The 26,711-nt window shown below is 62.0% G+C and carries 26 protein-coding genes and 2 tRNA genes; 14 read left to right on the top strand and 14 right to left on the bottom strand.

Features of this window, described 5'->3' with window-relative positions; genetic code table 11:
- The first annotated feature begins 9 nt into the window (after window positions 1-9).
- The 7 genes from FKL89_RS11350 to FKL89_RS11320 all read left to right on the top strand — a co-directional run bounded on the left by FKL89_RS11350 (window position 10) and on the right by FKL89_RS11320 (window position 5,957).
- Window positions 10-327, top strand: a complete 318-nt coding sequence (locus FKL89_RS11350) for a hypothetical protein (protein ID WP_156862860.1) — start codon at window positions 10-12, stop codon at window positions 325-327.
- A gap of 169 nt (window positions 328-496) precedes the next feature.
- Window positions 497-2,482: an acyl-CoA dehydrogenase gene (locus FKL89_RS11345; protein WP_156862859.1), complete on the top strand. Its 1,986-nt coding sequence runs from the start codon at window positions 497-499 to the stop codon at window positions 2,480-2,482.
- On the top strand, window positions 2,482-2,637 hold the full coding sequence (locus FKL89_RS11340; RefSeq protein WP_156862858.1) for a hypothetical protein: 156 nt from the start codon (window positions 2,482-2,484) through the stop codon (window positions 2,635-2,637). Before FKL89_RS11345 ends, FKL89_RS11340 begins: the two co-directional genes overlap by 1 nt.
- A gap of 27 nt (window positions 2,638-2,664) precedes the next feature.
- Window positions 2,665-3,462: an SDR family oxidoreductase gene (locus tag FKL89_RS11335; RefSeq protein WP_156862857.1), complete on the top strand. Its 798-nt coding sequence runs from the start codon at window positions 2,665-2,667 to the stop codon at window positions 3,460-3,462.
- 173 nt (window positions 3,463-3,635) lie between these two features.
- Window positions 3,636-4,643: an NADP-dependent oxidoreductase gene (locus FKL89_RS11330; RefSeq protein ID WP_156862856.1), complete on the top strand. Its 1,008-nt coding sequence runs from the start codon at window positions 3,636-3,638 to the stop codon at window positions 4,641-4,643.
- Window positions 4,640-5,545: an SDR family oxidoreductase gene (locus FKL89_RS11325; protein WP_156862855.1), complete on the top strand. Its 906-nt coding sequence runs from the start codon at window positions 4,640-4,642 to the stop codon at window positions 5,543-5,545. The genes FKL89_RS11330 and FKL89_RS11325 overlap by 4 nt, the downstream gene beginning before the upstream one ends.
- A 16-nt stretch (window positions 5,546-5,561) precedes the next feature.
- Window positions 5,562-5,957, top strand: coding sequence for a YchJ family protein (locus FKL89_RS11320; RefSeq protein WP_156862854.1), 396 nt, complete (start codon window positions 5,562-5,564; stop codon window positions 5,955-5,957).
- Window positions 5,958-6,135: 178 nt separating this feature from the next.
- On the opposite strand, the gene FKL89_RS11315 is transcribed toward FKL89_RS11320, so the two are convergent.
- Genes FKL89_RS11315 through FKL89_RS11305 form a run of 3 tightly spaced genes read right to left on the bottom strand, consistent with a single transcriptional unit; the run spans window position 6,136 to window position 9,354 of the window.
- The gene (locus tag FKL89_RS11315) at window positions 6,136-7,233 is read right to left on the bottom strand and encodes an FAD-dependent oxidoreductase (protein ID WP_156862853.1); all 1,098 of its coding nucleotides are present in this window, start codon (window positions 7,231-7,233) and stop codon (window positions 6,136-6,138) included.
- Entirely contained in the window at window positions 7,230-8,147 is a 918-nt protein-coding gene (gene prmB / locus FKL89_RS11310) for a 50S ribosomal protein L3 N(5)-glutamine methyltransferase (RefSeq protein WP_156862852.1), read from the bottom strand. Before prmB ends, FKL89_RS11315 begins: the two co-directional genes overlap by 4 nt.
- Window positions 8,148-8,199: 52 nt before the next feature.
- On the bottom strand, window positions 8,200-9,354 hold the full coding sequence (locus tag FKL89_RS11305) for a PilT/PilU family type 4a pilus ATPase (protein WP_156862851.1): 1,155 nt from the start codon (window positions 9,352-9,354) through the stop codon (window positions 8,200-8,202).
- An 87-nt stretch (window positions 9,355-9,441) separates the two neighbouring features.
- On the opposite strand from FKL89_RS11305, the gene FKL89_RS11300 reads away from it, so the two are divergent.
- Entirely contained in the window at window positions 9,442-10,200 is a 759-nt protein-coding gene (locus FKL89_RS11300; RefSeq protein WP_156862850.1) for an S-methyl-5'-thioinosine phosphorylase, read from the top strand.
- Between the two features lie 12 nt (window positions 10,201-10,212).
- The gene (locus FKL89_RS11295) at window positions 10,213-10,746 is read left to right on the top strand and encodes a peptide deformylase (RefSeq protein WP_156862849.1); all 534 of its coding nucleotides are present in this window, start codon (window positions 10,213-10,215) and stop codon (window positions 10,744-10,746) included.
- A 20-nt stretch (window positions 10,747-10,766) separates the two neighbouring features.
- Here FKL89_RS11295 and FKL89_RS11290 read toward each other — a convergent pair whose 3' ends face one another.
- Genes FKL89_RS11290 through dapC form a run of 4 tightly spaced genes read right to left on the bottom strand, consistent with a single transcriptional unit; the run spans window position 10,767 to window position 16,215 of the window.
- Complete coding sequence (locus tag FKL89_RS11290) at window positions 10,767-13,313, bottom strand: [protein-PII] uridylyltransferase (protein WP_162527493.1); 2,547 nt, start codon at window positions 13,311-13,313, stop codon at window positions 10,767-10,769.
- A gap of 13 nt (window positions 13,314-13,326) precedes the next feature.
- Window positions 13,327-14,124, bottom strand: coding sequence for a type I methionyl aminopeptidase (gene map / locus FKL89_RS11285; protein ID WP_156862847.1), 798 nt, complete (start codon window positions 14,122-14,124; stop codon window positions 13,327-13,329).
- Window positions 14,124-14,948, bottom strand: coding sequence for a 2,3,4,5-tetrahydropyridine-2,6-dicarboxylate N-succinyltransferase (dapD, locus tag FKL89_RS11280; protein WP_156862846.1), 825 nt, complete (start codon window positions 14,946-14,948; stop codon window positions 14,124-14,126). Before dapD ends, map begins: the two co-directional genes overlap by 1 nt.
- 16 nt (window positions 14,949-14,964) lie before the next feature.
- On the bottom strand, window positions 14,965-16,215 hold the full coding sequence (gene dapC, locus FKL89_RS11275; protein ID WP_156862845.1) for a succinyldiaminopimelate transaminase: 1,251 nt from the start codon (window positions 16,213-16,215) through the stop codon (window positions 14,965-14,967).
- Between the two features lie 61 nt (window positions 16,216-16,276).
- Here dapC and FKL89_RS11270 point away from each other — a divergent pair, with 61 nt between their 5' ends.
- Complete coding sequence (locus FKL89_RS11270) at window positions 16,277-17,065, top strand: hypothetical protein (protein ID WP_238363328.1); 789 nt, start codon at window positions 16,277-16,279, stop codon at window positions 17,063-17,065.
- 75 nt (window positions 17,066-17,140) lie between these two features.
- Here FKL89_RS11270 and FKL89_RS11265 read toward each other — a convergent pair.
- From FKL89_RS11265 to FKL89_RS11250, 4 genes are all read right to left on the bottom strand, one after another.
- A tRNA-Val gene (locus FKL89_RS11265) sits at window positions 17,141-17,215 on the bottom strand.
- Window positions 17,216-17,271: 56 nt separating this feature from the next.
- Complete coding sequence (gene ubiG / locus FKL89_RS11260; RefSeq protein WP_420361146.1) at window positions 17,272-17,985, bottom strand: bifunctional 2-polyprenyl-6-hydroxyphenol methylase/3-demethylubiquinol 3-O-methyltransferase UbiG; 714 nt, start codon at window positions 17,983-17,985, stop codon at window positions 17,272-17,274.
- Between the two features lie 22 nt (window positions 17,986-18,007).
- Entirely contained in the window at window positions 18,008-19,363 is a 1,356-nt protein-coding gene (locus FKL89_RS11255) for a TRZ/ATZ family hydrolase (RefSeq protein WP_156862842.1), read from the bottom strand.
- Window positions 19,364-19,485: 122 nt separating this feature from the next.
- The gene (locus FKL89_RS11250; protein ID WP_156862841.1) at window positions 19,486-20,241 is read right to left on the bottom strand and encodes an OmpA family protein; all 756 of its coding nucleotides are present in this window, start codon (window positions 20,239-20,241) and stop codon (window positions 19,486-19,488) included.
- A gap of 400 nt (window positions 20,242-20,641) precedes the next feature.
- Here FKL89_RS11250 and gyrA point away from each other — a divergent pair, with 400 nt between their 5' ends.
- The 3 genes from gyrA to ylqF all read left to right on the top strand — a co-directional run bounded on the left by gyrA (window position 20,642) and on the right by ylqF (window position 24,340).
- Window positions 20,642-23,218, top strand: coding sequence for a DNA gyrase subunit A (gene gyrA / locus FKL89_RS11245; protein ID WP_156862840.1), 2,577 nt, complete (start codon window positions 20,642-20,644; stop codon window positions 23,216-23,218).
- Between the two features lie 95 nt (window positions 23,219-23,313).
- Window positions 23,314-23,436 (top strand): hypothetical protein, encoded by a 123-nt coding sequence (locus FKL89_RS20470; protein ID WP_272953695.1) that lies wholly within the window; start codon window positions 23,314-23,316, stop codon window positions 23,434-23,436.
- A 7-nt stretch (window positions 23,437-23,443) separates the two neighbouring features.
- Window positions 23,444-24,340 (top strand): ribosome biogenesis GTPase YlqF, encoded by an 897-nt coding sequence (gene ylqF / locus FKL89_RS11240; protein WP_156862839.1) that lies wholly within the window; start codon window positions 23,444-23,446, stop codon window positions 24,338-24,340.
- A 3-nt stretch (window positions 24,341-24,343) separates the two neighbouring features.
- Here the strand turns inward: ylqF and FKL89_RS11235 are convergent, their stop codons facing one another.
- Window positions 24,344-24,568, bottom strand: a complete 225-nt coding sequence (locus FKL89_RS11235; RefSeq protein WP_156862838.1) for a zinc-finger domain-containing protein — start codon at window positions 24,566-24,568, stop codon at window positions 24,344-24,346.
- 128 nt (window positions 24,569-24,696) lie between these two features.
- Complete coding sequence (locus FKL89_RS11230; protein WP_181955235.1) at window positions 24,697-25,614, bottom strand: branched-chain amino acid transaminase; 918 nt, start codon at window positions 25,612-25,614, stop codon at window positions 24,697-24,699.
- Between the two features lie 358 nt (window positions 25,615-25,972).
- Between FKL89_RS11230 and FKL89_RS11225 the strand changes: the two genes are divergently transcribed.
- Window positions 25,973-26,380 carry a MarR family winged helix-turn-helix transcriptional regulator gene (locus FKL89_RS11225; RefSeq protein ID WP_238363327.1) on the top strand — a complete coding sequence of 136 codons (408 nt, stop codon included), beginning with the start codon at window positions 25,973-25,975 and terminating at the stop codon, window positions 26,378-26,380.
- Between the two features lie 237 nt (window positions 26,381-26,617).
- Here the strand turns inward: FKL89_RS11225 and FKL89_RS11220 are convergent.
- Window positions 26,618-26,693 (bottom strand) — tRNA-Thr (locus tag FKL89_RS11220).
- Window positions 26,694-26,711 lie beyond the last annotated feature (18 nt).

The following is a 26,711-nucleotide window of genomic DNA, read 5'->3' as shown; positions in this document are numbered from 1 at the left end:
GTCGCGGCGATGAATCGATTTCCATACAGGCAGTTGACTCTGATTCCGCTCGCGACCGGACTTTTGCTTGGCGCGATTGTGCTGTTTGGGCGAGTTGTACCAGATTTGGTGAACCCGCACGGACCTTTCTTGCCGTTCTTCTTGCTTTTGCTACTGGCGCTCACTGTCGTCGGTCTGTGCACCGTGCCGTTCGCGTTTTTTCAAGCGCTAAAGCTACTGCGCGATGCCACGGAAATGCGAGATATGACGAATTTTTTGGTGCTGTCGGTGGGACTCACATATTTGCTCGTGATCGCAGTTGGCGCGGGCTGGTTAGCCGCCGCCTAGCTGCTGTAGGGTAGGCAATATTCGTAAGGTGGACAACTAGGTTCCAACCTGACAGTTTTCTCATAAAACGGCGTCGGCATAGGGCGACGAATGAGATATCGGCACTAGTTGACTTTATGAAAAAACCAGCTCTGAGCCCACATGAAATAAGGCTTTCAGCAAAAAGCTGATGCACAAACCCAACTACGCAGAACGGAGGCTTCGAGTGCGGGCTACGCTGGATTTCCTGTTGAACGACTGGCTCAAGGTGAGTGAGCTTTGCTCGCGGTCGCGCTTTGCTGACCACAGCGTCGACACCTTTGCTGCCGTGCTCGATACTGCCGAGAAGATCGCCAAGGCGAAGTACGCGCCGTTCAACCGCCTGGTCGATACCGAGGAGCCGCGCACCGAGGCCGATCCCGACGGCACCCTGCGTGTGGTGCTGCCGCAGGCGACGCACGATGCCTGGGCGGCGTACGCCGAGTCCGGCATGCTGTCGGCGGCGCAGGACTATGAGATCGGCGGCATGCAGTTGCCGTACACGGTGGAGGCGGCGGCGCATTCAATTTTCAGCAAGGCGTCGGTGAGCATCAGCTGGGCGATGCTGACGACTGGCAATGCAAACCTGCTGATGGTGCACGGTACGCCGCTGCAGAGGGAAGTCTTCGCCAAGAACGAATTTGCCGGGCGCTGGATGGGCACGATGTGTCTCTCCGAGCCGCAGGCGGGCTCGTCGCTGTCCGACATCGCCACCCGCGCCGAGCTGGAGGATGAGAGTGACGCGCTTGGCCCGCGCTACCGGCTGACCGGCAACAAGATGTGGATTTCGGGCGGCGAGCATGAGATCACCGAGAACATCGTGCATCTGGTGCTGGCGAAGATTCCCGATGCCGATGGCAAGCTAGTGCCGGGGACGCGCGGGATTTCGCTGTTTATCGTGCCCAAATTTCTTCCCTCCCCCCTCGTGGGGGAGGGGGCCGCGTCAGCGGCGGGAGAGGGGGCAGGTGGCACTGCAACTCAGTCAGCAATGGCAGTGATGCAACCGTCCCCCTCTCCCCAACCCTCCCCCACGGGGGGGGAGGGGGTAAAGCTAGGCGAACGCAACGACGTCACTCTCGCTGGCCTCAATCACAAATGCGGCTGGCGCGGCACGACGAATACGCTGCTGAACTTCGGTGAAGGCAAGTTCAAGCCGGGCGGCAAGGCGGGCGCAATTGGCTATCTGGTCGGCAAACCGGGTGGCGGGCTGGCCTGCATGTTCCACATGATGAACGAGGCGCGCATTGGTGTGGGCCTCGCGGCGACCATGCTCGGCATGGCGGGCTACGAAGCATCGCTGGACTACGCCAAGCAGCGCGTACAGGGGCGGCCGATTGGCGTGGGCGGCAAGAACGTCGAGCAGAAGCCGGTGCCCATCATCGAGCACGCCGATGTCAAGCGCATGCTGCTCGCGCAGAAGGCCTATGCGGAAGGCGCGCTGGCTCTCGAGCTTTACTGCGCGCGGCTGGTGGACGAATCACATACCGGCGAGGGCGATGCCGTTGCCGAGGCGAAGCTGCTGCTCGAAGTGCTGACGCCCATCGCCAAGAGCTGGCCCAGCGAATGGTGTCTGGAGGCGAATTCGCTGGCGATCCAGATTCACGGCGGCTACGGCTACACCCGTGACTTCCCGGTAGAGCAATACTGGCGCGACAACCGGCTCAACATGATCCACGAGGGCGCACACGGCATTCAGGCGCTCGATCTGCTCGGGCGCAAGGTGGTGATGGAGGGCGGCAAGGGGCTCACGCTGCTCGCCACGCGCATGAACGACACCATCATGAAGGCCATGCACGAGCCGGCGCTGGCCGATCACGCGCAGGCCCTAGCACGCGCGTTGCAACGCGTCGGCGCCGCGACCAAAGCCGCGTGGTCTACCGGCAACCCGACGGAAGCACTGGCGAACGCGACCCCTTATCTGCAGGCGTTCGGCCACACGGTACTGGCGTGGATTTGGCTGGACGTTGTGCTGTCGTTACCCGCTGCCGGCGACAATCGTCATGCGCCGTTTATCGAAGGCAAGCGCGCCGCCATGCGCTACTTCTTCCATTACGAATTGCCCAAGATCGACGCCTGGCTCGGCGTGGTCAGCAGCCGTGATATGACTTGCGCCAGTATTTCACTGGAGGCATTTTGATGAAACGTGATGACGTATTGCGCATGATCGGCGCCGTGCTGATGTTCGCCGGCGGGTTTCTCGGCGCGCAGGGCACGGCATGGGGCTGGACAACGGCCATTCTCGGCTGCGGGCTGATGCTGCTGGTGATCTGGCTGCAGAACCGCGACAAATGACGAGTTCAAGTTTTTCAGGAGGATTTCATGACTGCCCGCAACATCAAGAATTTGTTCGACCTCACGGGCAAAAGCGCCCTGATTACCGGCGGCTCGCGCGGCCTTGGCTTGCAGATTGCGCATGCGCTTGGCGAGGCGGGCGCGAAAGTCGTCCTGTCATCGCGTAAACAATCCGAGCTGGATGAGGCGGTGGCCGAGCTGAAGGCTGCTGGTATCGACGCATCGGCGATCGCTGCCGACTGCGGCGATACGCAGGGCGCGCTGGCGCTGGCGGGCGAGGCGATCAACCGGCTCGGCGAGGTGGACATTCTGGTTAACAACGCCGGCGCCACCTGGGGCGCTCCGGCGGAAGATCACCCGCTGGAGGCGTGGGACAAGGTGATGAACCTCAATGTGCGCGGCATCTTCGTGCTGACGCAGGCAATTGGCAAGGCCAGCATGATCCCGCGCACGACGGGTAGCGTGATCAACGTGGCCTCGATTGCGGGTCTAGGTGGCAATCCACCGTTCATGAAGACCATTGCCTACAACACATCGAAGGCGGCGGTGATCAATTTCACCCGCACACTGGCGGCTGAATGGGGGCGCTACGGCATCCGCGTCAACGCGCTGGCTCCGGGCTTCTTCCCGAGCAAGATGACCAAGGGCTTGATGCAGGCCGCAGGCGGCAGCGATGAGATCGCCAAGCATGCGCCGCTGCTGCGCATTGGCGACGACGAAGACTTGAAGGGAGCGGCGCTGCTGTTCGCGTCCGATGCCGGCAAACACATCACCGGGCAAACGCTGGCGGTTGACGGTGGTGTGTCGGCAGTGACTGGGGGCTAAGGGGTCGACGAATGACCCTTCGAATGTCTCTCCTGCAACGCAGCGGAGAGGTCGCCCGCGGCGACAGAGGGGTTGATTGAGTTGCGGTCGCCGCTGCATGACCCCGCCGGCGCTTCGCGCCACCTCCCCTGCGCTGCAGGGGAGGCATTTACCGAATCGAAGGATACGCAAGCATGAATAACCAACGCATCGTTCTCGCATCGCGCCCCACCACCGCGCCGTCGGCCGAGAATTTCCGTCTGGAAGAGGTGGCCTTGGCGCCGCTCGACGAGGGGCAAGTGCGCATCAAGAATGCCTACCTCTCGCTCGACCCCTACATGCGGGGCCGCATGAGCGATGCCAAGAGCTACGCCCAGCCGCAACCGCTGAACGAGACGATGATCGGCGGCACCGTCGGTGGGGTGGTCGAGTCGCGTAACCCGGCGTTCGCGGTCGGCGACAAGGTCGTCGGCATGGGTGGCTGGCAGCTCTACTCGACGGCGACCGGTCGCGGTGATATCCGCAAGGTGGACACCACGCACATCCCGTTGTCCGCGTATCTCGGCGTCGTTGGCATGCCGGGCATGACGGCCTGGTACGGCCTGAACAAGATCTGCGAACCCAAGGCGGGCGAAACGGTGTGCGTCGATGCTGCCTCCGGCGCCGTCGGGTCAGTCGTCGGCCAATTGGCGAAGCTGAAAGGTTGCACGGTCATCGGCGTGGCGGGCGGCAAGGACAAATGCGACTACGTCACCGGCGAACTTGGCTTTGATGCCTGTATCGACTACAAGGCACACCCCGAGCCCAAGGACTTTTACGCTGCGCTCAAGGCCGTGACGCCGAAGGGCATTGACGGCCATTTCGAAAACGTGGGCGGCAGCATTCTTGATGCCGTGATGCTGCGCATGAACGCGTTTGGCCGCATCGCCATGTGCGGCATGATCTCCGGCTACAACGGCGCGCCGATTCCGATGGCAGCGCCGCAACTAATCCTGCAGTCGCGCCTGAAGGTGCAGGGCTTCATTGTCAGTGAGCACATGGAGCATTGGCCGGCCGGGCTCACCGAACTGGGCACGCTGGTGGCGACCGGCAAACTCAAATATCGCGAGTCCATCACCGATGGCCTCGCCAATGCACCGCAGGCATTTTTCGATCTGCTGCGTGGCAAGAATTTCGGCAAACAACTGGTGAAACTGGCATGAGCGCAGGCAAGGGCAGCAAGACAATCGTCATCACCGGTGCGGCTTCTGGCTTCGGGCTTGAATTCGCACGGCTCGGCGCGAGTCGCGGCTACAACATTGTGATGGCGGACGTGGAGCAGGGCGCGCTGGATGCCGCGTCCGCCGAGATCGCGGCGACGGGCGTTCAGGTGCTGGCCCAGCGCGTTGATGTATCGAAACATGATCAGGTCGAGGTACTTGCAGCGGCGACGAAAGCGCGCTTCGGCGCACCGCACTGGGTGTTCAATAACGCGGGCGTTGGCTCTGGCGGCCTGATCTGGGAGAACACGCTCAAGGACTGGGACTGGGTGATGGGCGTCAACGTCATGGGCGTCGTCTACGGCGTCAAGGCGTTCACCCCGATGATGCTGGCGCGCGCCAAAGCAGAGCCCGACTATCGCGGCTGCATCATCAACACGGCGTCGATGGCGGGCATGCTCAATGCCCCCACGATGGGCGTCTACAACGTTTCCAAACACGCCGTGGTGTCGCTGACTGAAACGCTTTATCAGGACTTGAAGCTGGTCAGCGATCAGGTGACGGCATCGGTGCTCTGCCCGTACTTCATTGCCACGGGCATCGCGCAGTCCCACCGCAACCGTCCGGCGGAACTGAAGAACGACGAAGGCCCCACACTGTCGCAACTGGTTGCCCAGGCACAAACCAGCAAGGCGGTGACTTCGGGCAAGGTCACGGCGGCGATGATGGCGGAGATGGTGTTTGATGCGGTGGACACCGGTCGCTTCTACATCTTCAGCCACCCGCACGCGCTGGGCAATGTGGCCACGCGGATGAGCGACATCACCGCCGTGCGCAACCCGACCGATCCGTTCGCCGAGCGGCCGGAAATCAGTGCGGCGCTGAAGGCCAAACTGCGCGGCTGACACCGCTTCTGTAGCAATGGCTGCCTGCCCCTGCGGATTGCCTGCTGACTACCGGCAGTGCTGCGGCCGCTTTCACGCGGGGGCGTATTACCTGCAGGCGCCGACACCCGAGGCGCTGATGCGGTCGCGCTACAGCGCCTATGTGCTCGGTCTGCGTGACTACCTGCTCGACACCTGGCATCCGTCGACGCGACCGGAGCAGATGGAGCGCTTCGATTCCGGCGTCAAATGGCTGGGGCTGACGGTCAAACGGGCATGGACCACGTCGGACAGCGAAGGCTTCGTCGAATTCGTTGCCCGCAACCGTCCGCCTGGTGGCGGCCCGGCGCAGCGGCTCGAGGAATTGAGCCGGTTTGTGCGGGACGCGAGCAGCGGCGGCCACTGGCAATACGTTGACGCGGTGGCAGAGTAAGCGTCGATCCACCGTCACCGCCGGCAGCTTTCTGCTGAAAGTGCCGTCGAATCAGGGCTAAACCGTCGAAAAGACTGATTCTCGACTTATTGCTAAAACGGGCACCAAGCCCAATGCAGACGAGGCTTTCGCATCGAAGCCGTTGCTGTGCGACGGCGCGCTTGAACCGTCTCGTCGCTCAGTCGAGCGCGTACTTGTGCATCCACTTGCGGTCGATGGAATCTTTCCACCGCCAGACCATACCGCCGGCCACCGACAAACCATTGCGTACGGCGATCGCGCGCTGCTCGCCGAGCGAAATCAGGTTAAGTGCATGGGGATTGTGCTGATAGTTCTGCAGCGGTTGGTCATGAATGGCTGCGAGCAGATTGGCGGCCAGTAACGGGCCTTGGCGGACAGCATAGACCCCCGACTTCGGCAACTTCAGACCGGCGACATCGGCGCAGTCGCCCGCAGCGAAAATGGTTGGGTAGCGCAGGCATCGAAGCTGGGCATCAACAGCGACGCTGCCATTGTCGGATTTGCTGAGTACCGCCTTGTCGAGCAGAGAGGCCGGCGCGTAGCCGGTCGCCAGCACGGTGAGCTGCGTTTCCACCAGGTTGCCGTTTTCCAGCCGCAGGCGGGTGGGATCGATCTGGCGAACCGGGGATTTTTCCAGCACGCTCACGCCGAGGCGTTTGCAGGCTTGCAACGCGAGGCGGCGTACCCGCGGCGGAAAGCCATCCAGCAGCGTGGTCGCAGCAACGATGGAGACCCGCCGGCGGGTCGATTCACGCCAGCGCCACGCGAGCGCCAGCGCGACTTCCACGGCCGCTGCACCGCCACCGACGACCCGCACCATCAATGCACTGGAGCGGACGCTCTCAAATTCAGTGATCGCGGTCAGCAGTGCGTCGATTGGTTTGACGCTGACCACGTAAGCGCCGGGGGACGCTGGCAGCGGCCGGGCAACACTGCCAATGTCGAGGGACAGCAGATCAAAGCGGTGGCGCTCGCCGAGGCCGCTCTCAATGCGGTGGTTATCGCCATTCACCGTGAGGATCGGCGTTTCGAAGAAGCGCACGCGCGCGCGCTGGCACAGCGCCCAGAGGTTGATTTTCGCCTCTGATGGTTCGTAGTGGCCGGCGATCACGCCCGGCAGCATGCCGGAATACCAGACGCTTGGGCTCGGGTCGAATAGGGCGATATCGAAATCGTTGCTCGGCTTCAGCGAAAGCTGGCGCAGCACCTCGACATGCGCGTGCCCGCCGCCAACCAGTATGACGGCCTTCTTCACGGCAGATCCCTGGCGTGCAGCATGAAGACGCCGGCATCACCGGACTCTGTCGCCAGCCACATGAAGGGCAGGCGCGGAAAGGCGGCTTCGACCAGATCACGGTTGTGGCCCATATCGACCAGCAGGATGCCATCCGGCGTGAGATGGGCTTTTGCCTCCTGCAGCATGCGGCGCAGGATGTCGTTGCCGTCATCACCCGCCGCGAGGGCAAGCTCAGGCTCGTGGCGAAACTCTTGCGGCAGCATCGCCATGCTTTCAGCGGTGACGTAGGGCGGATTGCTGATGATTAGGTCAAAACGGGCCTTGCCGAGTGGTGCAAAAAGGTCGCCCTGATGCAGGGAAACGACATCGTCCAGGCCATGCAGGGCCACGTTCTCGCGCGCCACGTCCAGCGCGTCAGCCGAAATATCCACTGCGGTGACATCGGCGTCGGGGAAGGCGTTGGCCGCGAGGATCGCGAGGCAACCTGACCCGGTACAGAGGTCAAGCACACTGGCGATACTGGCCGGGTCGTTGATGCAATCATGCAGGCCGCCGGCAAGCAGCTCGCCGATGTAGGACCGCGGGATCAGTACCCGTTCGTCGACCAGGAAGCGCAGCCCCATCTGTTCGGCGAAACCGAGCACGTAAGCCGTCGGTACGCGATCAAGGACACGTTTGCGCAGGGCGTTGAAGACGTGCTTGCGCTCGCTGTTGGTCAGCGCGAAGCCGTGCATCTGGTCGAAACTGTCCAGCGGCAAATCGAGCGCGCCCAGCACCAGAAACAGCGCATCCTGGCCGGCATCGGCACTGCTCTGGCCGAATTCTGCGTCGGACCGGACCAGACAACTCACCGCAAACCGCCACCAGTCGCCAACACTCACCAGTTCAAGTGGTGCGGCATCAGGAAATTCAAGCTGGCGCAGTGCCGTCATGTCTGGCGTTTGGGTCGTATTACGGGTAGGTTGATGTCAATCATCGCAGGAGTCAGCGGGCCGCCTCAGGCTGCCGCCCGGCGAGATCAAATTCATCGAAGTTGGCAGAGGGTTGCCCACGCGCGCGGCTGCCGCTCGCCTGCGCGTGCTGCTGCGACTGATTGATGAGCCAGGCAAGATTGGTCGGTGAATCGGACGCCGACAGCGCCTGTTCGTAGTCGATGGTGCCGGCAAGGTAAAGCTTGGCCAGCGCCTGCTCGAAGGTGCAGGAGCCTGGCGTGAGGCTCTGTTCCATCGCCTCCTTGATCTTGTGCATTTCGCCAGCGGCAATGAACTCGGCGACCAGTTTGGTGTTGATCAGCACTTCAACGGCCGGCTGCAGGCTGCCGTTCTTGGTTTTCACCAGACGCTGGCCGATGATCGCCTTGAGACCGTAGGAGAGGTCGGCCAGCAGGCCCGAGCGCGCATCTTGCGGGTACATGTTGATGATGCGCGACAGGGCGTGGTAGCTGTTGGTGGCGTGCAGCGTCGTGAGGCAGAGGTTACCGGTCAGCGCATGGGTCAGGGCGTGCTGCATGGTTGCGCGATCACGTACCTCGCCGATCAGCAGCAGATCGGGGGCTTCGCGCAACGCGTTGGCGAGCGCGTTCTCGTAGCTTCTGGTGTCGTGGCCCACCTCGCGCTGGTTGACGACGCAGCGCTTGTGACGCAACAGGTATTCGATCGGGTCTTCGACGGTGAGGATGTGCCCGGTGGTGCTGGAATTGCGATGATCGATCATCGCCGACAGCGACGTCGATTTGCCGGAACCGGTCGAGCCCACCATCAGAATCAGGCCGCGCTTTTCAAGCGCGAGGTCGAGCAGCACGGGTGGCAGATTCAGCGATGCAAACGACGGAATGTTGCTGCGGATGTAACGCACCACCATCGAAACGCTGCCGCGCTGCTTCAGGATATTGACGCGGAAATTGCCGAACTCCGGCTCGATATGCGAGAGGTTCATTTCCCAGTCGCGCTCGAAGCGGGCAATTTCCTCCTCATTCATCACCTCGTACGCGATCTTCTTTGCCGTCGCCGCATCAATGATCTGCGTACTGACAGGCAACGTATCGTTGTTGATCTTCAGGTGAATCGGCGCCCCGGCGGAGATGAACAAGTCAGAGGCTTCGCGCTCCGACATCAATTGCAGCAATCGGGTGAGGTACATGCTGGTGAGGACCTGAGCGCCCGTCGGCGCGAGTGACAATACTGCGAGAATACCGGTTTAACCCATGGCTCTCAAGCGAACGTATTTATGCTGGCGGTAATTGGTGGCAGTGGACTGGCAGGACTGGGACGCATGAATGTCGTCCGCCGCCAGATTGTGCGCACGCCCTATGGCGATCCCTCGGGGCCGCTGGTGGTCGGCGAGATCGGCGGTGCGCCAGTACTTTTTTTGCCGCGACACGGGCCCGGTCACGTTCTGGCGCCGCATCGCGTCAATTACCGCGCCAACATCTGGGCTCTGCGTGAATCCGGCGCGACCGATATCGTGGCCGTCGCAGCCGTCGGAGGCATGGCGCAGAACGTTGGCCCCGGGGTCATTGCGGTACCCGAGCAGATCATTGATTACACCTATGGTCGCGAGCACACCTATTGCGATGGCAGCGACCGCAAGGTGACTCACGTTGACTTCACCCGCCCCTACAGCGATGAACTGCGAGACCAGGTGCTGGCCGCTGCCGGCGCGTCGGCAGTCGCGGTGGTGGCAAGTGGCGTCTACGCAGCCACACAAGGCCCGCGACTGGAAACCGCTGCCGAGATCGCGCGCATGCAGCGCGATGGCGCGACGCTGGTCGGCATGACTGGCATGCCTGAAGCCGCCCTGGCGCGCGAGCTTTCGCTTCGTTACGCCCATCTGTGCGCGGTGTCCAACTGGGCTGCCGGGTGTGGTGACAGTATGCGCGCCATTTCGCACGCAAACATCGACGCTACGCTTGACCTCGCGATCGGTCGCGTGCAGCAAATCATTGAGCAGCTTGCGGTGGCGTATCACGGCCGCAGCTCGGGCTGAGCGAAGAAGCCGATGGCAGTGCGGGAAATTTTGCGGATGGGCGACCCGCGTTTGCTGCGTGTCGCCCTGGCGGTGCCGGAAGCCATGTTCGGCAGCCCGGACTTGCTGGCGTTGATTGACGATTTGCTCGACACCATGCGTGCAGCGAGCGGCGCCGGTATCGCTGCACCCCAGATCGGTGTTGATCTGCGCGTAGTGATTTTTGGTGGTACCGGTCCGAATCCGCGTTACCCGGAGGCGCCGGAAATCCCGTTCACGGTGCTGTGCAACCCGATTCTGGAGCCATTGAGCGACGAACGGACAACCGGCTGGGAAGGCTGCCTGTCGGTACCCGGCCTGCGTGGCGAGGTGCCGCGCTTCAACCGCTTGCGTTACAGCGGTCGCGACGCATCAGGTGCATTGATTGACCGTACGGTGGATGGCTTTCACGCGCGGGTCGTGCAGCACGAATGCGACCATCTCGATGGCGTGCTTTATCCTCGACGCGTCGAAGACCTGACGCGCTTCGGGTTCACTGACGTGCTGTTTCCGGCGCTGGTCGCATAGCGGTTACCACTGGGCGCCAGTCAGGAAATTGCTTCAGCCAGTTCGGTTTCGAGTTCGATCCGCGTCGATTCCTCGGCCAGCCTACCGCCAGAGACAACAAATACGTCCTCGGCACGCGCGCCCAGCGTATTGATGCGTGCCGTCTGAATCGAAATGCCGCGCGAGGAAAGCACTGCTGCGATGCGAGCGAGCAGGCCGGTGCGGTCGGCGGCGACGATTTCCAGCACGAAGCGCTGCGCCTGTTCGTCAGGCGTGATCTCGATCACCGGCGTGATGGGGAAATGCCGCTGCTGGCGCGTCGGTTTGCCCAGTGGCGGTGCGCTGAGCGGGGCCTCGGTTTCCAGCGTTTCCAGCAGCGCATGTTCGAGAAGCTGGGTAATGTCGCGATAGGCAACGTCCGCCGAGCCAGGGTTAACCACGGTGAATGTGTCCAGTGCGTAGCCGGTGCGGGAGGTATGAACCCGCGCGTCGAGCACTGAAAAGTTCAACCGGGCGAAAACGTTCATGATCCGCGCAAACAGCCCTGCACGGTCGCGCAGGTAGACCATGATCTGCAGGCCTTCACCCGAGGGCATCAGGCGGGTTCTGACAACCGGTTTCTCAGTCTCCTGCCTGAAGAATAAGTTGCGGGCATGCCACGCGATCTCGTCGGCGCTATGCCGCTGCAGATAGACCGAATCGAGGCTACGCCAAAAGGTTTCTGCCCGTGTGACGTCAACCGCGTAGAGCGCCAGCAGACGACGTGCCTCGATCAGCCGGTCCGCCAGAACATCAAATACCGACGTATCGCCCGAGGCGTTGAGCAGCGTTCGTGCCGAGCGGAACAGTTGCTCCAGCAGTCGCGCCTTCCAGTTGTTCCAGACCTTCGGACTGGTGCCGCGCACATCAGCAACCGTCAGCAGGTAGAGCGCCAGCAGGCGCTTTTCGGTACCGACCAGGGCTGCGAATTCGTTGACTACGGCGGGGTCAGCGATGTCGCGCTTCTGGGCGAACGCCGACATGGTCAGATGATGTTCGACCAGCCAGGCGACCAGTTCAACCTGGTCTTCGGCCAGTCCGAGCTGCGTACAGTAGTCGCGCGCATCGGCCATGCCCAATTCGGAGTGGTCCCCACCACGTCCCTTGGCGATGTCGTGGAAGATGCAAGCGAGATAAAGTAGTTCGCGCTCGGGGAATTCCTGCATCAACTGGCTGCACAGCGGGTACTCGTGCGAGTGCGCAGGATCGGCGAAGCGCCGCATGTTGCGCAGCACCATCAGGATGTGCTGGTCTACCGTGTAGACGTGAAACAGATCGTGCTGCATCTGCCCCACAATGCGTTGCCACGGTGGCACCAGCTTGCCGAGCACGCCGAGCTCGTTCATTGCCTTCAGTGCATGGTAGACACCATGGCCGCCGCGCAGGAAATTCACGCACAGCGAACGGCACTCGTCATTGTCGAAGGCGTTCTCGGGCAGACGCGTGGAAGCGCGCACAATTGCCCGCCGCAGTTCGGGCGTGAAACTGGTGTAGGCGCGATCCTGATAGAGCAGGCGAAACGCCTGCAGGGTCTCCAGCGCAGTGAGATTGGCCCCGCGATTTACGAGATCGAGCTTGCCGTCGCAGGCGGCGAATCGGCTTCCCGGCAGCGGGGTCGTCGGCGCACTGCGGTTGCTGGTCAGCGCGTCAATGAGGATATCGTTGAACAGCCGGAGCTGACGGGCCGCCTGGTAGTAGCGCTTCATCAGCATTTCGCTGGCGCGCAACCCCCCCGCCGGCTCGATGCCGAGCGTTTGTGCCAGCGTGTTCTGCAGTTCGAATACCAGGCGGTCCTCGCGCCGTTTCGCCAGCAGATGCAGCCGAGCCCGCAGGAACTTTGTCTGGCAATAGGCAGTGCTCAGCGCATCACACTCGGGACGGTTGAGGAAACCCTGTGATACCAGGGATTCAAGGGATGTGGCGCCGGTGATGGCACGGGACAGCCACAACACCATCTGCACGTCGCGCAAACCGCCGGGGCTCTCCTTGATATTGGGTTCAAGGTTATAGGCTGTGTCCTCGAATCGCGCATAGCGCTGCTGTTGTTCGAAGCGTTTGGCCTTGACAAAGTGGTCGACATCGAACGCCTGCTGCCAGCGCTGGTCCAGCGCCAGCGGATTGCCGGGCGCACCGACAATGGCACGACGCTCAAGCAGCGAGGTGGCGACGGTGACATCGGCTTCGGCTTCTGCGATGCATTCGTCGACGCTGCGCACGCTGTGGCCAATTTCAAAGCCAAGGTCCCAGGCCTCGCTCAGAAAGCCCTCGATGCCGGCCAGCGCACGGACGTCGGCGCCATCGTGCAACAGCAGAATGTCAACGTCGGAGTGCGGGAACAACTCAAAGCGGGCGTAGCCGCCCACTGCGAGCAGCGTGATTGGCGCCTCGTTCAGCCCGTGCTTGTGCCATTGCTGGATGAGCACGTCATCTACGGCGAGTGCGTGGGCTCGCAGGGCAAAGTCGACCTGATCTGCTGACTCGAGTGCGTCAAAAATCAGGCTGCGATGCGCCTGATAGGTGCGGCGCAGGTCGGCGAGCGTCGCGGTCAAGGTGATGCTGCGTTCAGGCGAGCGGCGGGGGAGGCGGGCTACCGGCGGACAAGGTTGTCACCTCAAAGCCGGTATCCGTAACGAGTATGGTGTGCTCCCATTGTGCTGACAGGCTGTGATCGGCGGTGACCGCTGTCCAGCCATCGGCCAACGTGCGGATGCCCGGCCGGCCAGCATTGATCATAGGCTCGATGGTGAACATCATGCCCGGCAGCAGGCGCATGCCGGTGCCCGGTTTGCCGTAGTGCAGGACTTGCGGTTCTTCGTGATATTTCCTGCCAATGCCATGACCGCAGAACTCGCGCACTACCGAGTACCCCATCGGTTCGACGAAGCTCTGGATGGCGTGGCCGATATCGCCCAGCGTGGCGCCGGGCTTGACCACGCGAATGCCGCGCCACATGGCCTCGTAGGTTGCCTCAGTCAGGCGCTTGCCGGCGATTGACGGCTTGCCGACGTAGTACATGCGGCTGGTGTCACCGAAATAGCCATCAACGATCATCGCGACGTCGATGTTGATGATGTCGCCATCTTTCAGCTTCTTGTCGCCTGGAATACCGTGGCAGACGACGTGATTGACTGATGTGCAGATCGACTTCGGAAATGGCGTATGGCCCGGGGGCGTGTAGTTGACGTTGGCCGCGATGCCCTTTTGCACATCGAGCATGAAGCGATGGCAAAGAGCATCGAGCTCATCGGTCGTTACGCCAGGTTTGACGAAAGGGCCGATGTAGTCGAGGATTTCAGCCGTCATGCGTCCGGCGCGCCGCATGCCTTCAATATCGGCCGGAGTTTTGATCGAGACAGACATCAGTCGCCGCGCAGCAGATCGTTGATGCTCGTCTTCGAGCGCGTTTGCGCATCCACCTGCTTGACGATCACAGCGCAGTACAGGTTGTACTTGCCGTCAGCGGAGGGCAAGCTGCCCGAAACCACGACCGAGCCCGCCGGCACGCGGCCATAGCTGATTTCGCCAGTGGCACGGTTGTAAATCTTGGTGCTCTTGCCAATGTAGACGCCCATGCCGAGCACTGAGTTTTCCTCGACGATGCAGCCTTCGACCACTTCCGAGCGGGCGCCGATGAAGCAGTTGTCCTCGATGATGGTTGGATTGGCCTGGATCGGCTCCAGTACGCCACCGATGCCAACGCCCCCGGAGAGGTGCACGTTTTTGCCGATCTGCGCACACGAACCCACGGTCGCCCAGGTATCGACCATGGTGCCTTCGTCGACGTAGGCCCCGATGTTGACGTAGGAGGGCATCAGCACCACGTTCCTGGCGAGATAGCTGCCGCGGCGAGCGACGGCCGGCGGCACCACGCGCACGCCAGTCGCCGCAACCTGTTCCGCGCTCATGTGCGCAAACTTGGTCTGTACCTTGTCGTAGAACGCCAGATCACCTGCATGGATCATCGCGTTGTCCTTGAGACGGAATGACAGCAAGACGGCTTTCTTGAGCCACTGGTGTGTCACCCACTCGCCGTCGATCTTTTCGGCGACCCGCTTGCGGCCCTTGTTGAGGTCGGCGATCACCGCCTCAACGGCGTCGGCGACATCTTTGGGCGGATTGGCCGGGGAGAGCGACGCACGGTTTTCCCACGCGTTATCAATGATGGATTGCAAGGTATCTGACATGGTTTCTTCGTTCGGATCAGGCGGTGACTTGCTCGCTGGCGCCGGTGTGTGCAGGGGCAGCCGCAGAGCGGGACAAAAATTCTGTGAGCCGCTGCACGGCTTCGCGACATTCGTCGAATTCGGACACCAGCGCGATGCGCATATAGCCCTTGCCAGGGTTCACGCCATCGGCGCCGGAGCGTGACAGGTATGAACCAGGGATGACGGTAATCGCGGTTGCAGCAAACAGCTCGCGGGTGAAGCGCTCGTCGTCACCGTGATAGCTGGCCGGAATCGGCAGCCACCAATAGAAGGCGGCTTCGGGCATCGTCACTGGCAAGTGCTTCGCCAGGAGCGGCGTCAGCTCTCGGAATTTCTTCGCGTAGGCCGCGCGATTGGCGACAACGTGTGTCTCGTCGTTCCATGCTTCAACACTGGCTGCCACTACCGTGCCGGCCATCGCTGAGCCATTGAAGGAACGCAACTTGAGGAACGCAGCCATCAACGCCGCGTCGCCAGCGACAAACCCGGAGCGCAGGCCGGGCGCGTTGGAGCGTTTTGACAGGCTGCCCATGGCGATCAGGCGGCGGAAATCGGTGCGACCCATCTCGGCCGCCACCTGCAAGGCGCCCACTGGCGGATTGCCTTCGTCGAAATAGATTTCGCTGTAACACTCGTCGGCGAGGATGACGAAGCCGTAACGGTCGCTTTGCTCGAACAGCCAGCGCCAGCGTTCGCGATTGGTGATAGCGCCGGTCGGATTGTCAGGCGAGCAGACGATCAGCAGTTGCACATCCTGCCATACCGACTGCGGCACCGCATCCCACGCGTATTCGCCGGCGGCCGCGTCGAAATTGACGAAAAAGGGCTTTGCACCGCAGAGCAGGGCGGCGCCTTCGTACACCATGTAGAACGGATTCGGGACCAGTACCGTCGGTCGTTGGCGCGTCGGGTCGATGATGGTTTGGGTGAACGAGTAGAGTGCTTCTTTGGTCCCCAGTACCGGTAGCACTTGGGTTTCAGCATCGAGTGCCGGCAGGTGAAAGCGGCGCTTGATCCAGTCGGCGATGGTCTGGCGCAGTGCCAGCGGGCCTTTGGTCGGCGGATATTGCGCCAGTCCGGCGGTGTTTTGACCAATCGCGTCGCGGATGAACTGGGGCGTCGGATGCTTCGGTTCGCCGATGGACAGATTGATTGGCTTGAGCCCTGCGGGCGGCGACACATCGGCCAGCAGACGCGCCAGGCGCGTGAAGGTAAAGTCGTTGAGTTCGGCGAGATACGGATTCAAGGCAAAATCTTCGTGCTTACCGGAAACGGGGCAATTTCGTTATCAGGTAGACCGACGCAGAGTGAAGCAAAGCGCAACCCTTAATTATAGGCTGGAGCAGGCGACGAAATTGCTGGCGGCCGCCTGCGCCGCAGCGTTGGTCGGCTGGGCGTTGGCCTTGTTTGTTGGCCTCTGGGCAGACAGTCACGGACAGCGTCTGACGGACTGGACGCCGTTCGCGCTGAGCCCGGTGAATATTGAAGGTGCATCCGCGGTAGCCCCGGCCGTCGTGGGCACCGCGCGCCTGGTGGGCGTTGCCGGCCGGCAGGCGTTCTTTTCAGTCGCCGGGGCTGCAGGCTCTGCGCAGCGATTCGTCGCCGTCAATGAGGGCGACGCTTTACCGTCCGGTGAGCGATTGTTGCGCGTCGAGCGCGACGCGGTCGTACTGTCGGCGTCAGGGAGCGAGACCAGAGTTGAGCTGCGACCTGCAAAGGCGCCGGTACCGCAGGCCAAAGTCACGGCTGCAACGCAATGTCGGCTGGCCGCGAGCGACAGGGCCGCGGCCATTGTTCTTGACCCGGCGGTGGTGAAGGCCTTGACTGCTGAGCGCGCGACCTTTTCCCGGATGTTTGAACCGGCGGGCGCCACTGGTGGAATTCGCGCCAGGGGAACCGGCGGAACGACGGCGATGTTCGCGATTCAGGACGGCGATGTTCTGCTTCGTGCCGACGGCGCGCCGTTGCGGGCAGGCGAGGCGATCGTGACGGAAATCCTGTCTCGCCTGGAGGCTGGTGGTTCGGTATTGGTGGATGGAACTCGCGCCGGTGCACCCCGGCGCTGGGTCTACGCCGCGAAGAGCTGCGCGACATAACCGGCTGGTTCGGCACCGACAACAGCCACAAACAAAAAAGGACCGGCGCAAGTGCCAGTCCTTTTTCATGTTCACTGGTGGGCGGTACTGGGATCGAACCAGTGACCCCTGCCGTGTGAAGGCAGTGCTCTACCGCTGAGCTAACCGCCCAGTGCTATCAAATTCTAGCAAGGTCTGCGTCCGCACCTTCTGTCGTCACCAAGACGCTACGGTTTGCGAAAGACGGCGATGTAGTTGACGGTCGTATCTGTCGACCACTTCGCTACGTGGGTGAACGGGTTGTAGTCCATGCCGCAGAGCTCAACGAGCTGCAGCCCCGCAGCGCGAGCGAATCCGACCAGTTCGGACGGTTTCAGGAACCGGGAATATTCGTGCGTCCCTTTCGGCAACAGGCCCAAAACGTATTCAGCGCCAATGATGGCCGTTGCATAGGCCTTGGCTGTCCGCGAAATGGTGCTGAAAACAACCGGGGCACCGGGCTTCGCGAGTTCGGCGCAGGCCGTGATGACCGATGCGGGATCGGGCACATGCTCGAGCATTTCAAGGCAGGTCACCACGTCAAACTGCTCAGGCATCTCGGCAGCGGCCGTCTCTGCAGTGCAAGTCCGGTAGTCAACGCTGATTCCTTCGTCCAGAGCATGCAATTTGGCGACGGCCAGGGCCTTGTCGGCGAGGTCAATCCCTGTGACCCTTGCGCCCATTCTCGCCAGCCCTTCCGAGACCAGCCCGCCGCCACATCCGATATCGATTGCGCGCTTGCCCTTGACGCCACCAGCGCAATGGCGGTCTACCAGCGCCAGACGCAATGGGTTGATGTCATGTAACGGGCGAAATTTGCCATCGGGATCCCACCACTGGCTGGCGAGCGATGAGAACTTCTCGAGTTCTGCGGGATCGGCGTTGTCGACGGTAGCGGCGATAGTGGACATGAGCTGGGCGGCCTTAGCGACGAAGTGCGCCGACGCGTTCGGCGATCGCGGAAATCTGTGGTGCCAATTCTGCCATCGCAGCGGCGGCCGAACTGCTCGCTGCCGTCGTGAGCTTGCCGTCGGCGACACGGCGCTTGCCCCCTACCCAGACGTCCGTGACGTCGGCGCGCGACGCGGCGTAGACAAGGTGAGATACAGGATCGAATATGGGTGTCATGGCCGGCGAGGACAAGTCAACTGCAATCAGATCTGCCGACTTGCCCACCTCTATCGAGCCGACGTGTTCGCCAAGGCCAATGGCGCGCGCGCCGCCGAGAGTAGCCATGGTGAACGCCTGCGCCGCGTTGACCGCCGAGGCATCACCGCGCGCCACTTTGCCGATCAATGCAGCAAGCCGCATCTCTTCAAACATGTCCAGACGATTGTTGCTGGCGGCACCGTCCGTGCCGAGGCCCACATTGACGCCCGCCGCCAGAAGAGCGGCGACCGGTGCGATGCCGCTGGCGAGCTTGAGGTTGGATGACGGGCAGTGCACGGCAGAGGCTCCGTGACGGGCCAGCGCATCAATGTCCGCCGAACTGAAGTGGACACAGTGCGCCGCGAAAAAGCCCGGTCCCAGCACGCCCAGCCGCGCCAGTCGCGCTACCGGTCGTTCGCCGGATTGCGCGACGGCGCCGCTGACTTCGCCCGCAGTCTCGTGCAGATGGGTATGAATGCCGATTCCCAACTCCTCGGCGAACGACAGCACGCGCTGGAAGGTGTTGTCGCTCGCGGTGTAGGGCGCGTGTGGCGCCAGACAGAACGAAAGCAGTGGCTCGTCGACAAAGCGGTCGCGCGCCGCGAGGCCCAGACTGATGTAGCCGTCGACGTCGGCGGCGTAGCGGGTCGGGAAGTCGATCACCGGCAAAGCAAGGACTGCGCGCTGGCCGACGCTCAGGTAGGCCTCGGCGGCAGCCTGCGAGTAGAAATACATATCGGCGCAGGTCGTTGTGCCACCCTGCAGCATTTCCAGCGCGGCGAGTCTGGTGCCAACGCTGACGAATTGCTCGTCCAGTAGCTCGGCCTCCATCAGCCAGATGCGCTCCTTCAGCCAGCGATCGAGTGGGAGGTCATCGGCGGCGCCGCGCAACAGCGTCATCGCGCTGTGGCAATGGGCGTTGACGAGCCCGGGTGCCAGGATGTGGTCGGGCAAGCTCAGTCGCTGCGCAAACGGAACATTCGCCGCCAGCTCGTCTGTAGGCCCGACCGCCACGATGATTCCCGCATCGTCAATTACGATGCCGCCGTTTGCCAGCACGTCAACGGTTGCGGCGGCGGATTCGGCCTTCGGAGTGACCAGCCAGCGGGCAGTAATCAGGGTGTGTGGCATGTCGGTGAACTCGTCATGTGCAGGTAGCAGGCAGCTGTGCCATTTCGACCTGTAAACAGTGTGTAATGGTCCAGAAACACAAAACCCCGCCGGAGCGGGGTTTTGCGGTCAGCGATGAGTCGTTATTTGCGAACGACGATTTCGCCCTTGACTTCCACCTCAACGCGACGATGCGGTTGCAGGCAGGCGATCAGTTGCTTGCGGTTCTTCTGGTCGCAAACGACGCCCGGAACCGGCTGGGTCTTGCCCATGCCGAGGGTTTCGATCTTGTCCTTGGCGACGCCCTTGCTGGCCAGGTAGGCCGCAACGGCTGCAGCACGACGCTCGGAGAGCTTCTGGTTGTATTGCTGCGAACCGAGACGGTCGGTGTGACCCGTCACCAGCACGAGCTCAAGCTTTTGCACTTCCTTGATACGCGACACGATTTCGCGATCAAGAACGGCTTGACCTTCCGGCTTCAGAACAGCCTTGTCGAAGTCAAACAGCGCCTTGGAAGCGAGCGTGATCTTCTGGACGGCCGGAGCGGGCGGGGGTGACGGCGGTTTCGGGGGTTCCGGAGCTTTCGGGGCAGCTGCCGGTGGCGTTGCTGCCGGCGGTGCTACCGGAGCGGCCGGAGCCGGGGGAGCAGCCTTTTTGACGAGGTCGGGGTCGCACTCAGCGAGCGCCATGGCCGGCGTCCAGAAACCGGTGCGCCAGCACAGATTGCAGGAAGCGTTGTTGGTGCCGTAACGGCCGCTGCGCACGACGTTGTTGTCGGCAGCGCCAGTGGCGGAGATGACGTAGGCGCTGTTGGCCGGATTGGCTTGCGCGAACACTACGCCCGCGGAAAGCGCAACCACTGCACCAGAGACAGCGCTAGCGATTAAGCGAAGTTTCATTGGTTTTGTACCCCTTGAAGGCTTGAGACGATGTCGTGGCGACTGTGTCCGGCAACACGCAACACGACGTGGCACCGGGCAGAGCCCCCTCCTGATGCAATATAACACCGCCCTTTTCAGGGGCGCAACGCACCGGACGTGACTTGAGGTCTTGTCCTACAAACGACAGATTTGCTGTCGCAGTTACGCAACTGACACCCCGAGTGATCGGGTGAGGGGGCTTACCACCGGTGCTCGCCGGGGCCACAGCGACAAGTCAGAACACGCGGGCCACCGTTCGCGCACGGGACAGGCGATATTTTTCCGCTCTCATTGATCCTGTCTTGCGACAGGCCGGCGCCCGCCGGAATAAAATGCGCGGTTAACCTTTTGATTTTGCAGACAGGTATTCGCCTCCGTTATGGATCAATTCGCAAAAGAAACGCTACCGATCAGTCTCGAACAGGAGATGCGCACGTCGTACCTCGACTACGCCATGAGCGTGATCGTGGGCCGTGCGCTGCCGGATGTGCGCGACGGTCTCAAGCCGGTGCACCGCCGCGTGCTGTTCGGCATGCACGAGGCGAATAACGTCCACAACCGGCCCTACGTCAAGTGCGCCCGCATCGTGGGCGACGTGATGGGCAAATTTCACCCGCATGGCGACAGTGCGATTTATGACACTCTGGTGCGGATGGCGCAGAACTTTTCGCTGCGCTACACGCTGATCGACGGTCAGGGCAACTTTGGCTCGGTGGACGGCGACAACGCGGCGGCGATGCGCTACACCGAGTGCCGTCTGCAGAAGATCACGGCCGAAATGCTCGGTGACCTGGAAAAGGAGACCGTTGACTTCCAGCCGAACTACGACGGCAAGGAGCAGGAGCCGACCGTCCTGCCGACCAAGTTTCCGAATCTTCTGGTCAATGGCTCGTCGGGCATCGCGGTGGGCATGGCCACCAACATTCCGCCGCACAACTTGAGCGAAGTGATCGACGGCACGCTGGCATTGCTGAAGAAGCCCGATACCGACATCGAAGAACTGATCAAGCTGGTACCGGCGCCGGATTTCCCCACCGGAGGCTACATCTACGGCCTGGAAGGCGTGCACAACGGCTATCGCACCGGCCGCGGCCGAGTGGTGATGCGCGCCAAGACGCATTTCGAGCCGATTGGTAAGACCGATCGCCAGGCCATCATCGTCGACGAGATCCCGTATCAGGTCAACAAATCGACCCTGCTGCAGAAGATTGGCGAGCTGGTCCGCGACAAGAAGCTGGAAGGCATCTCAGACCTGCGCGACGAGTCCGACAAGTCGGGTATGCGCATCGTCATCGAGCTGAAGCGCGGCGAAATTCCGGACATCGTCCTCAACAATCTTTACAAGAACACCCAGCTGCAGGACAGCTTCGGCATGAACATGGTGGCGCTGGTTGACCAGCGGCCGCGCGTGCTGAACCTGAAGGACTTCCTCGAACAGTTCGTCCTTCACCGTCGCGAAGTTGTTACTCGCCGCACCCAATTCGAACTTCGCCAGGCGCGCGCCCGCGCCCACATCCTCGAAGGTCTGGCCGTTGCGCTGGCCAACGTGGACCCGATCATCGAGTTGATCAAGGCGTCCGCCACACCGGATGAGGCGCAGACGGCGCTGACCGGCAAGCTCTGGAAGTCCGAGCTGGTGGCCGAGATGGTTGCCCGTGCCGATGTGGACTTCCTGCGCCCGGATGGCGTCGGCCCCGAATACTGCTGGCAGCCTGCCGACCAGGCCTATCGCCTGACCGACGTGCAGGCCAAGGCCATTCTCGAAATGCGCCTGCAGCGCCTGACGGCGATGGAGTCCGACAAGGTCATCGCCGAGTACAAGGAGGTGATCGAGACGGTGCGTGATCTGCTCGACATCCTGGCCAAACCGGAGCGAGTGACAAAGATCATCGCGACCGAGCTGACCGACATCAAAAAGCAGTTCGGTGACGGCCGCAAGTCGGAAATAGTGTTGAACGCCGAGGAAACCTCGATCGAGGACCTGATCAAGCCGCAGGACATGGTGGTTACGCTGACTCACGGCGGCTACTTCAAGGCGCAGCCGGTCGAGGAATACCGCGCCCAGAAGCGCGGTGGCCGCGGCAAGCAGGCGACGGCGACCAAAGAAGAGGACTTCGTCGAGAAACTGTTCATCGCGAACACGCACGACTACATCCTGTGCTTCTCGAACCGTGGCCGGGTCTACTGGCTCAAGGTCTACGAGGTGCCGGAAGGCGGCCGCAACAGCCGCGGCAAGCCGATCGTGAACCTGTTCCCGCTGCAGGATCGCGAGAAGATCACCGCGATCGTGGCAACCAAGACGTTCGAGCCGGACAAGTTCATCTTCATGGCAACCAGCATGGGTACCGTGAAGAAGACGTCGCTGGAGGACTTCAGTCGGCCGAAGAAGACCGGCATCATCGCGGTTGACCTTGATGATGGCGATTACCTGATCGGCGCCGCGCTGACCGACGGCAAGCACGACGTGATGCTCTTTGCCGACAGCGGCAAGGCGGTTCGCTTCGACGAGAACGATGTGCGCAGCATGGGCCGCAACGCCCGTGGCGTGCGCGGCATGATGCTCGAAAAAGACCAGCGCATCATCGCGATGCTGGTCGCCGGCGGCGAGGAACAGCAGGTGCTGACGGCCACCGAGAACGGCTTCGGCAAGCGCACGCCAATCATCGAATACACCCGCCACGGCCGCGGCACCAAGGGCATGATCGCCATCCAGCAGAGCGCGCGCAACGGCAAGGTCGTCGCAGCGACGCTGGTGAGCCCGGGCGACGAGGTGATGCTGATCACCACTGGCGGCGTGCTGATCCGCACGTCGGTCAAGTCGATCCGCGAGTCGGGCCGCTCGACCCAGGGCGTCACGCTGATCAAGCTCGACGACAGCGTCAAGCTGTCCGGTATCGAACGCATCGACGAACCGGACGTCGAGCCGGGCGAGGGCGATCAGGGCGAGCTGATCTGAGTTCGGATGCGCCACGCGGATTGATTTTGCGTGGCGCGCCGTTGCTCATCTTTTCGTCAAGAATCGCATTCAGATTGGGCTCAGGCGATGTTTTTATGAATAGTCGACTGTTAGCCAAATCCAGCCACGAGCCCAATGCGGCTGCGGCTACCGTGAAAAAGGTGCTGCCAGTGGCACTGCTGTCTGACGGCCGCTGCGTTGCCGCCGAGCCGAAGTAGGTCAGCAATGGCGATCAACTGGTTCCCCGGCCACATGGTGGCGGCGCAGAAGAAGGCTGCCGAAGCGCTGGCTGAGGTTGACGTTGTAGTCGAAGTACTTGATGCCCGTAGTCCAGCGGCGACGGTGAACCCGATGATCAACGCGATGCGCGAGGCGCGGCAGCGACCGGCACTGAAAATCCTCAACAAGATTGATCTGGCCGATCCCGCCGTCACCGAGGCCTGGCTGGCCTGGTTCAACGCCCAGGACGGCGTGCACGCGATTGGCCTGTCCTGCAAGAAGGCCGGCGAGTCGGCAAAAGTGCTGCCCGAGGCGCGCAAACTGGTGCCGCATCGAGAAGGCCCGTTGAAGCGGCTGCGGGTGATGATGATGGGGGTGCCCAACGTCGGCAAGTCGACGCTGGTTAATGCCCTGCTGAACCGGCGCATCGCCAACGTTGGCGACGAGCCAGCGGTGACCAAGCTGATCAAGCGCTACGACCTGCCGGATGGCACCTGGCTGTACGACACGCCAGGTCTGATGTGGCCGAAGATCGCGCTGGCGACCGACGGCCTGTTGCTGGCCGCCAATCACTTGGTCGGTGTCAATGCCTATATCGACGAAGAGGTCGCTACCTATCTTGCCGGCATTTTGCTGGCTCGTTACCCGGCCGCGCTGACCGCGCGCTATGGCATTGATGCAGACAACGTTGACGCACCCGGCGTGATCGAAGCCATCGCCAAACGGCGAGGGTTTCGCATCAAGGGTGGCAGTGCCGACTTTGAAAAGGCGGCGGTGACGCTGCTCAACGACTATCGCAGCGGCATTCTCGGGCGCATGACGCTGGAGACGCCGGAGTCGCGGGCTGTGCAGATGGCAGCACTTGCCGTGGACGATGCTCGCCCGACGGGCGAATCGCCTTAGACGCTAGTGCCCGTGCGGCACCGGGCCGTCAAGCACGTACTTGGTGCCGCAGTACGGGCAGGTTGCCTCACCGGTCTTCGCCACGTCGAGATAAACCCTCGGGTGCGTGGACCACTGTTCCATCGTCGGGTTCGGGCAAAACACTACGCCGTGGCCCTGTAGCTCCGATGAGCGCACGTGTATCGGGTCTTTGGCGGTGACGTGAACGGCGTCGGCGGTTGTGGTCATGGCAGGCAACTCATCAAATGGCGCGGTCTGAAAGGCATATTGTAGGAGTGGCTCCGCCGCGACCACCACTGGTACTGTGGCGTCGGCAGGTCGCGGCATAGCCGCTCCTACAGCGGGCTGGCAAAGGCTCAGACCTTGGTCAGCCAGTGTGCGTACTTCGGATTGCGGCCGTTGACGATGTCGAAGAACGCCGTCTGAACCTTCTCGGTGATCGGGCCGCGCATGCCGGCACCGATCTGGATGCGGTCCAGCTCGCGGATCGGGGTCACTTCTGCGGCAGTGCCGGTGAAGAACAGTTCGTCGCAGATGTAGAGCTCGTCGCGGGTGATGCGCTTTTCCTTGATCTCGAGCCCAAGATCGGCCGCGATGTGGAACACCGTGTTGCGGGTGATGCCGTTGAGCGCGCCAGCGGAGAGGTCTGGCGTGTAGATCTTGCCGTCCTTGATCGCGAAGATGTTTTCGCCAGCGCCTTCGGAGACGAAGCCCGAAGCATCAAGCAGCAGCGCTTCGTCGTAGCCGTCGTCGGTGGCTTCCATGTTGGCGAGGATCGAGTTGGTGTAGTTCGACACCGTTTTCGCCTGCGTCATGGTGATATTGACGTGGTGGCGTGTGTAGCTCGACGTCTTGACGCGGATGCCGCGCTTCATGCCTTCTTCGCCAAGATAGGCGCCCCAGGCCCAGGCGGCGACCATCAGGTGAATGGTGTTGCCCTTCGGCGAGACGCCGAGTTTTTCCGACCCGATCCAGGTCAGCGGACGCAGATAGCCGCCGTCCAGCTTGTTCTCACGCACCACTGCGCGCTGCGCCTCGTTGACTTCGTCCATCGTGAACGGAATCTTCATGCGCAGGATCTTGGCGCTGTTGAACAGCCGCTGGGTGTGTTCCTGCAGGCGGAAAATCGCGGTGCCTTGCTCGGTCTTGTACGCGCGGACGCCTTCGAATGCGCCGCAGCCGTAGTGCAGCGTGTGGCTCAGCACGTGGATCTTGGCATCACGCCAGTCCACCATCTTGCCGTCGAACCAAATTTTTCCGTCGCGATCTGCCATTGACATAGGTATGCTCCAAATATTCCGGCGCTGCCGTCCTGCAGCTTGCGTGCATCGAAACGGTGCCGTTGATTGACAGGGATTTTAGGCGACGGTGATCGCCTGACTGATGGCGCGGTCGGCGCCGGACTTGCTGCTTGTCACACCGGATTGTGTTGCCGGGCGACGGACCGGCGGGGTGCAGCCAGTCATTAGGTCAACAATGTTGACATATTCTGTGGTCAGTGTTTTGAAATATCAAGTATGTTGACCTATGTCCGCTAGAAGCCCTGTAAAAAAAGGAAAAGTTGGCGCCGAGGCTGGACCTCCAGCCGAACTCCCGACGGACGCGGCAGCCCTTACTGAGGCATGGCGGGTGATGCACTTCGCCTTGCGCGCGGTGATTGCCGAGCCTGACCGGATTCTCGCCACACGCGGCCTGACACGCATGCACCATCGCATCCTGTTCTTCGTGGCGCACTCGCCGGGCATGAGTGTCGGCGAACTACAGACCACGCTTGATGTCACCAAGCAGGCGCTGAACGCGCCGCTGCGGCAACTGCAGGAACAGGGGTTGATCGAGCTGACCAAGGCCGATCACGATGCACGGGTGCGTCAGATCAGGCTGACCGCTGACGGTGCTGCGCTCGAAGCCAAACTGACCGGCGAACAATACCGGCTGTTCGCCGATGCCTTCACGCAGGCAGGTCCGCAGGCGCATGCCGGGTGGCGCGCTGTGATGCGTGAGCTGGCAAAACACATTGACGTGCAGAGCGGTCGGCCGTAGGCGGAAGTTGACCCTGAAAGCTCGGGGGCTGTCCAGCAGCTTTGGCAGCGAACAGCTTATGCAGTGCGCGGGCTGCTTCGTTCTTCGGCCCGAGTCGTGTCGAACCATTCGCGCCTGTCGCATTCGCAAAATGCACGTTCAATGGATTGCTAGCGCACACTCAATTGCTTGCGTTTGCATCCAAAGGGCAGGGGTGAGAACGGCTGATGCTTGACTCAATCGCGCATTTGGCGCGATTGGTGCCGGAGATAGGAGTCGAACCTACGACCTTCGCATTACGAATGCGCTGCTCTACCAACTGAGCTACACCGGCACTGTCGATGCTTGCGGG

This window comes from Casimicrobium huifangae (assembly GCF_009746125.1).
Classification (GTDB): Bacteria; Pseudomonadota; Gammaproteobacteria; order Burkholderiales; family Casimicrobiaceae; genus Casimicrobium; species Casimicrobium huifangae.
The sequence above is the reverse complement of the archived record's forward strand: the minus strand, read 5'-3'. Positions and strand labels throughout refer to the sequence as shown.

Bases quoted from the DNA above. Each gene is read 5' to 3' on its own strand.
- gyrA (WP_156862840.1), top strand. From the start codon at position 20,642: ATGGATCAATTCGCAAAAGAAACGCTACCGATCAGTCTCGAACAGGAG.
- FKL89_RS11325 (WP_156862855.1), top strand. From the start codon at position 4,640: ATGAGCGCAGGCAAGGGCAGCAAGACAATCGTCATCACCGGTGCGGCT.
- FKL89_RS11300 (WP_156862850.1), top strand. From the start codon at position 9,442: ATGCTGGCGGTAATTGGTGGCAGTGGACTGGCAGGACTGGGACGCATG.
- FKL89_RS11295 (WP_156862849.1), top strand. From the start codon at position 10,213: ATGGCAGTGCGGGAAATTTTGCGGATGGGCGACCCGCGTTTGCTGCGT.
- FKL89_RS11320 (WP_156862854.1), top strand. From the start codon at position 5,562: ATGGCTGCCTGCCCCTGCGGATTGCCTGCTGACTACCGGCAGTGCTGC.
- FKL89_RS11335 (WP_156862857.1), top strand. From the start codon at position 2,665: ATGACTGCCCGCAACATCAAGAATTTGTTCGACCTCACGGGCAAAAGC.
- FKL89_RS11255 (WP_156862842.1), bottom strand. From the start codon at position 19,363: ATGCCACACACCCTGATTACTGCCCGCTGGCTGGTCACTCCGAAGGCC.
- FKL89_RS11250 (WP_156862841.1), bottom strand. From the start codon at position 20,241: ATGAAACTTCGCTTAATCGCTAGCGCTGTCTCTGGTGCAGTGGTTGCG.
- prmB (WP_156862852.1), bottom strand. From the start codon at position 8,147: ATGACGGCACTGCGCCAGCTTGAATTTCCTGATGCCGCACCACTTGAA.
- FKL89_RS11305 (WP_156862851.1), bottom strand. From the start codon at position 9,354: ATGTACCTCACCCGATTGCTGCAATTGATGTCGGAGCGCGAAGCCTCT.
- FKL89_RS11350 (WP_156862860.1), top strand. From the start codon at position 10: ATGAATCGATTTCCATACAGGCAGTTGACTCTGATTCCGCTCGCGACC.
- dapD (WP_156862846.1), bottom strand. From the start codon at position 14,948: ATGTCAGATACCTTGCAATCCATCATTGATAACGCGTGGGAAAACCGT.
- FKL89_RS11225 (WP_238363327.1), top strand. From the start codon at position 25,973: ATGCACTTCGCCTTGCGCGCGGTGATTGCCGAGCCTGACCGGATTCTC.
- FKL89_RS11230 (WP_181955235.1), bottom strand. From the start codon at position 25,614: ATGGCAGATCGCGACGGAAAAATTTGGTTCGACGGCAAGATGGTGGAC.
- map (WP_156862847.1), bottom strand. From the start codon at position 14,124: ATGTCTGTCTCGATCAAAACTCCGGCCGATATTGAAGGCATGCGGCGC.
- ylqF (WP_156862839.1), top strand. From the start codon at position 23,444: ATGGCGATCAACTGGTTCCCCGGCCACATGGTGGCGGCGCAGAAGAAG.
- FKL89_RS11345 (WP_156862859.1), top strand. From the start codon at position 497: ATGCACAAACCCAACTACGCAGAACGGAGGCTTCGAGTGCGGGCTACG.
- FKL89_RS11340 (WP_156862858.1), top strand. From the start codon at position 2,482: ATGAAACGTGATGACGTATTGCGCATGATCGGCGCCGTGCTGATGTTC.
- FKL89_RS20470 (WP_272953695.1), top strand. From the start codon at position 23,314: ATGAATAGTCGACTGTTAGCCAAATCCAGCCACGAGCCCAATGCGGCT.
- FKL89_RS11235 (WP_156862838.1), bottom strand. From the start codon at position 24,568: ATGACCACAACCGCCGACGCCGTTCACGTCACCGCCAAAGACCCGATA.
- FKL89_RS11330 (WP_156862856.1), top strand. From the start codon at position 3,636: ATGAATAACCAACGCATCGTTCTCGCATCGCGCCCCACCACCGCGCCG.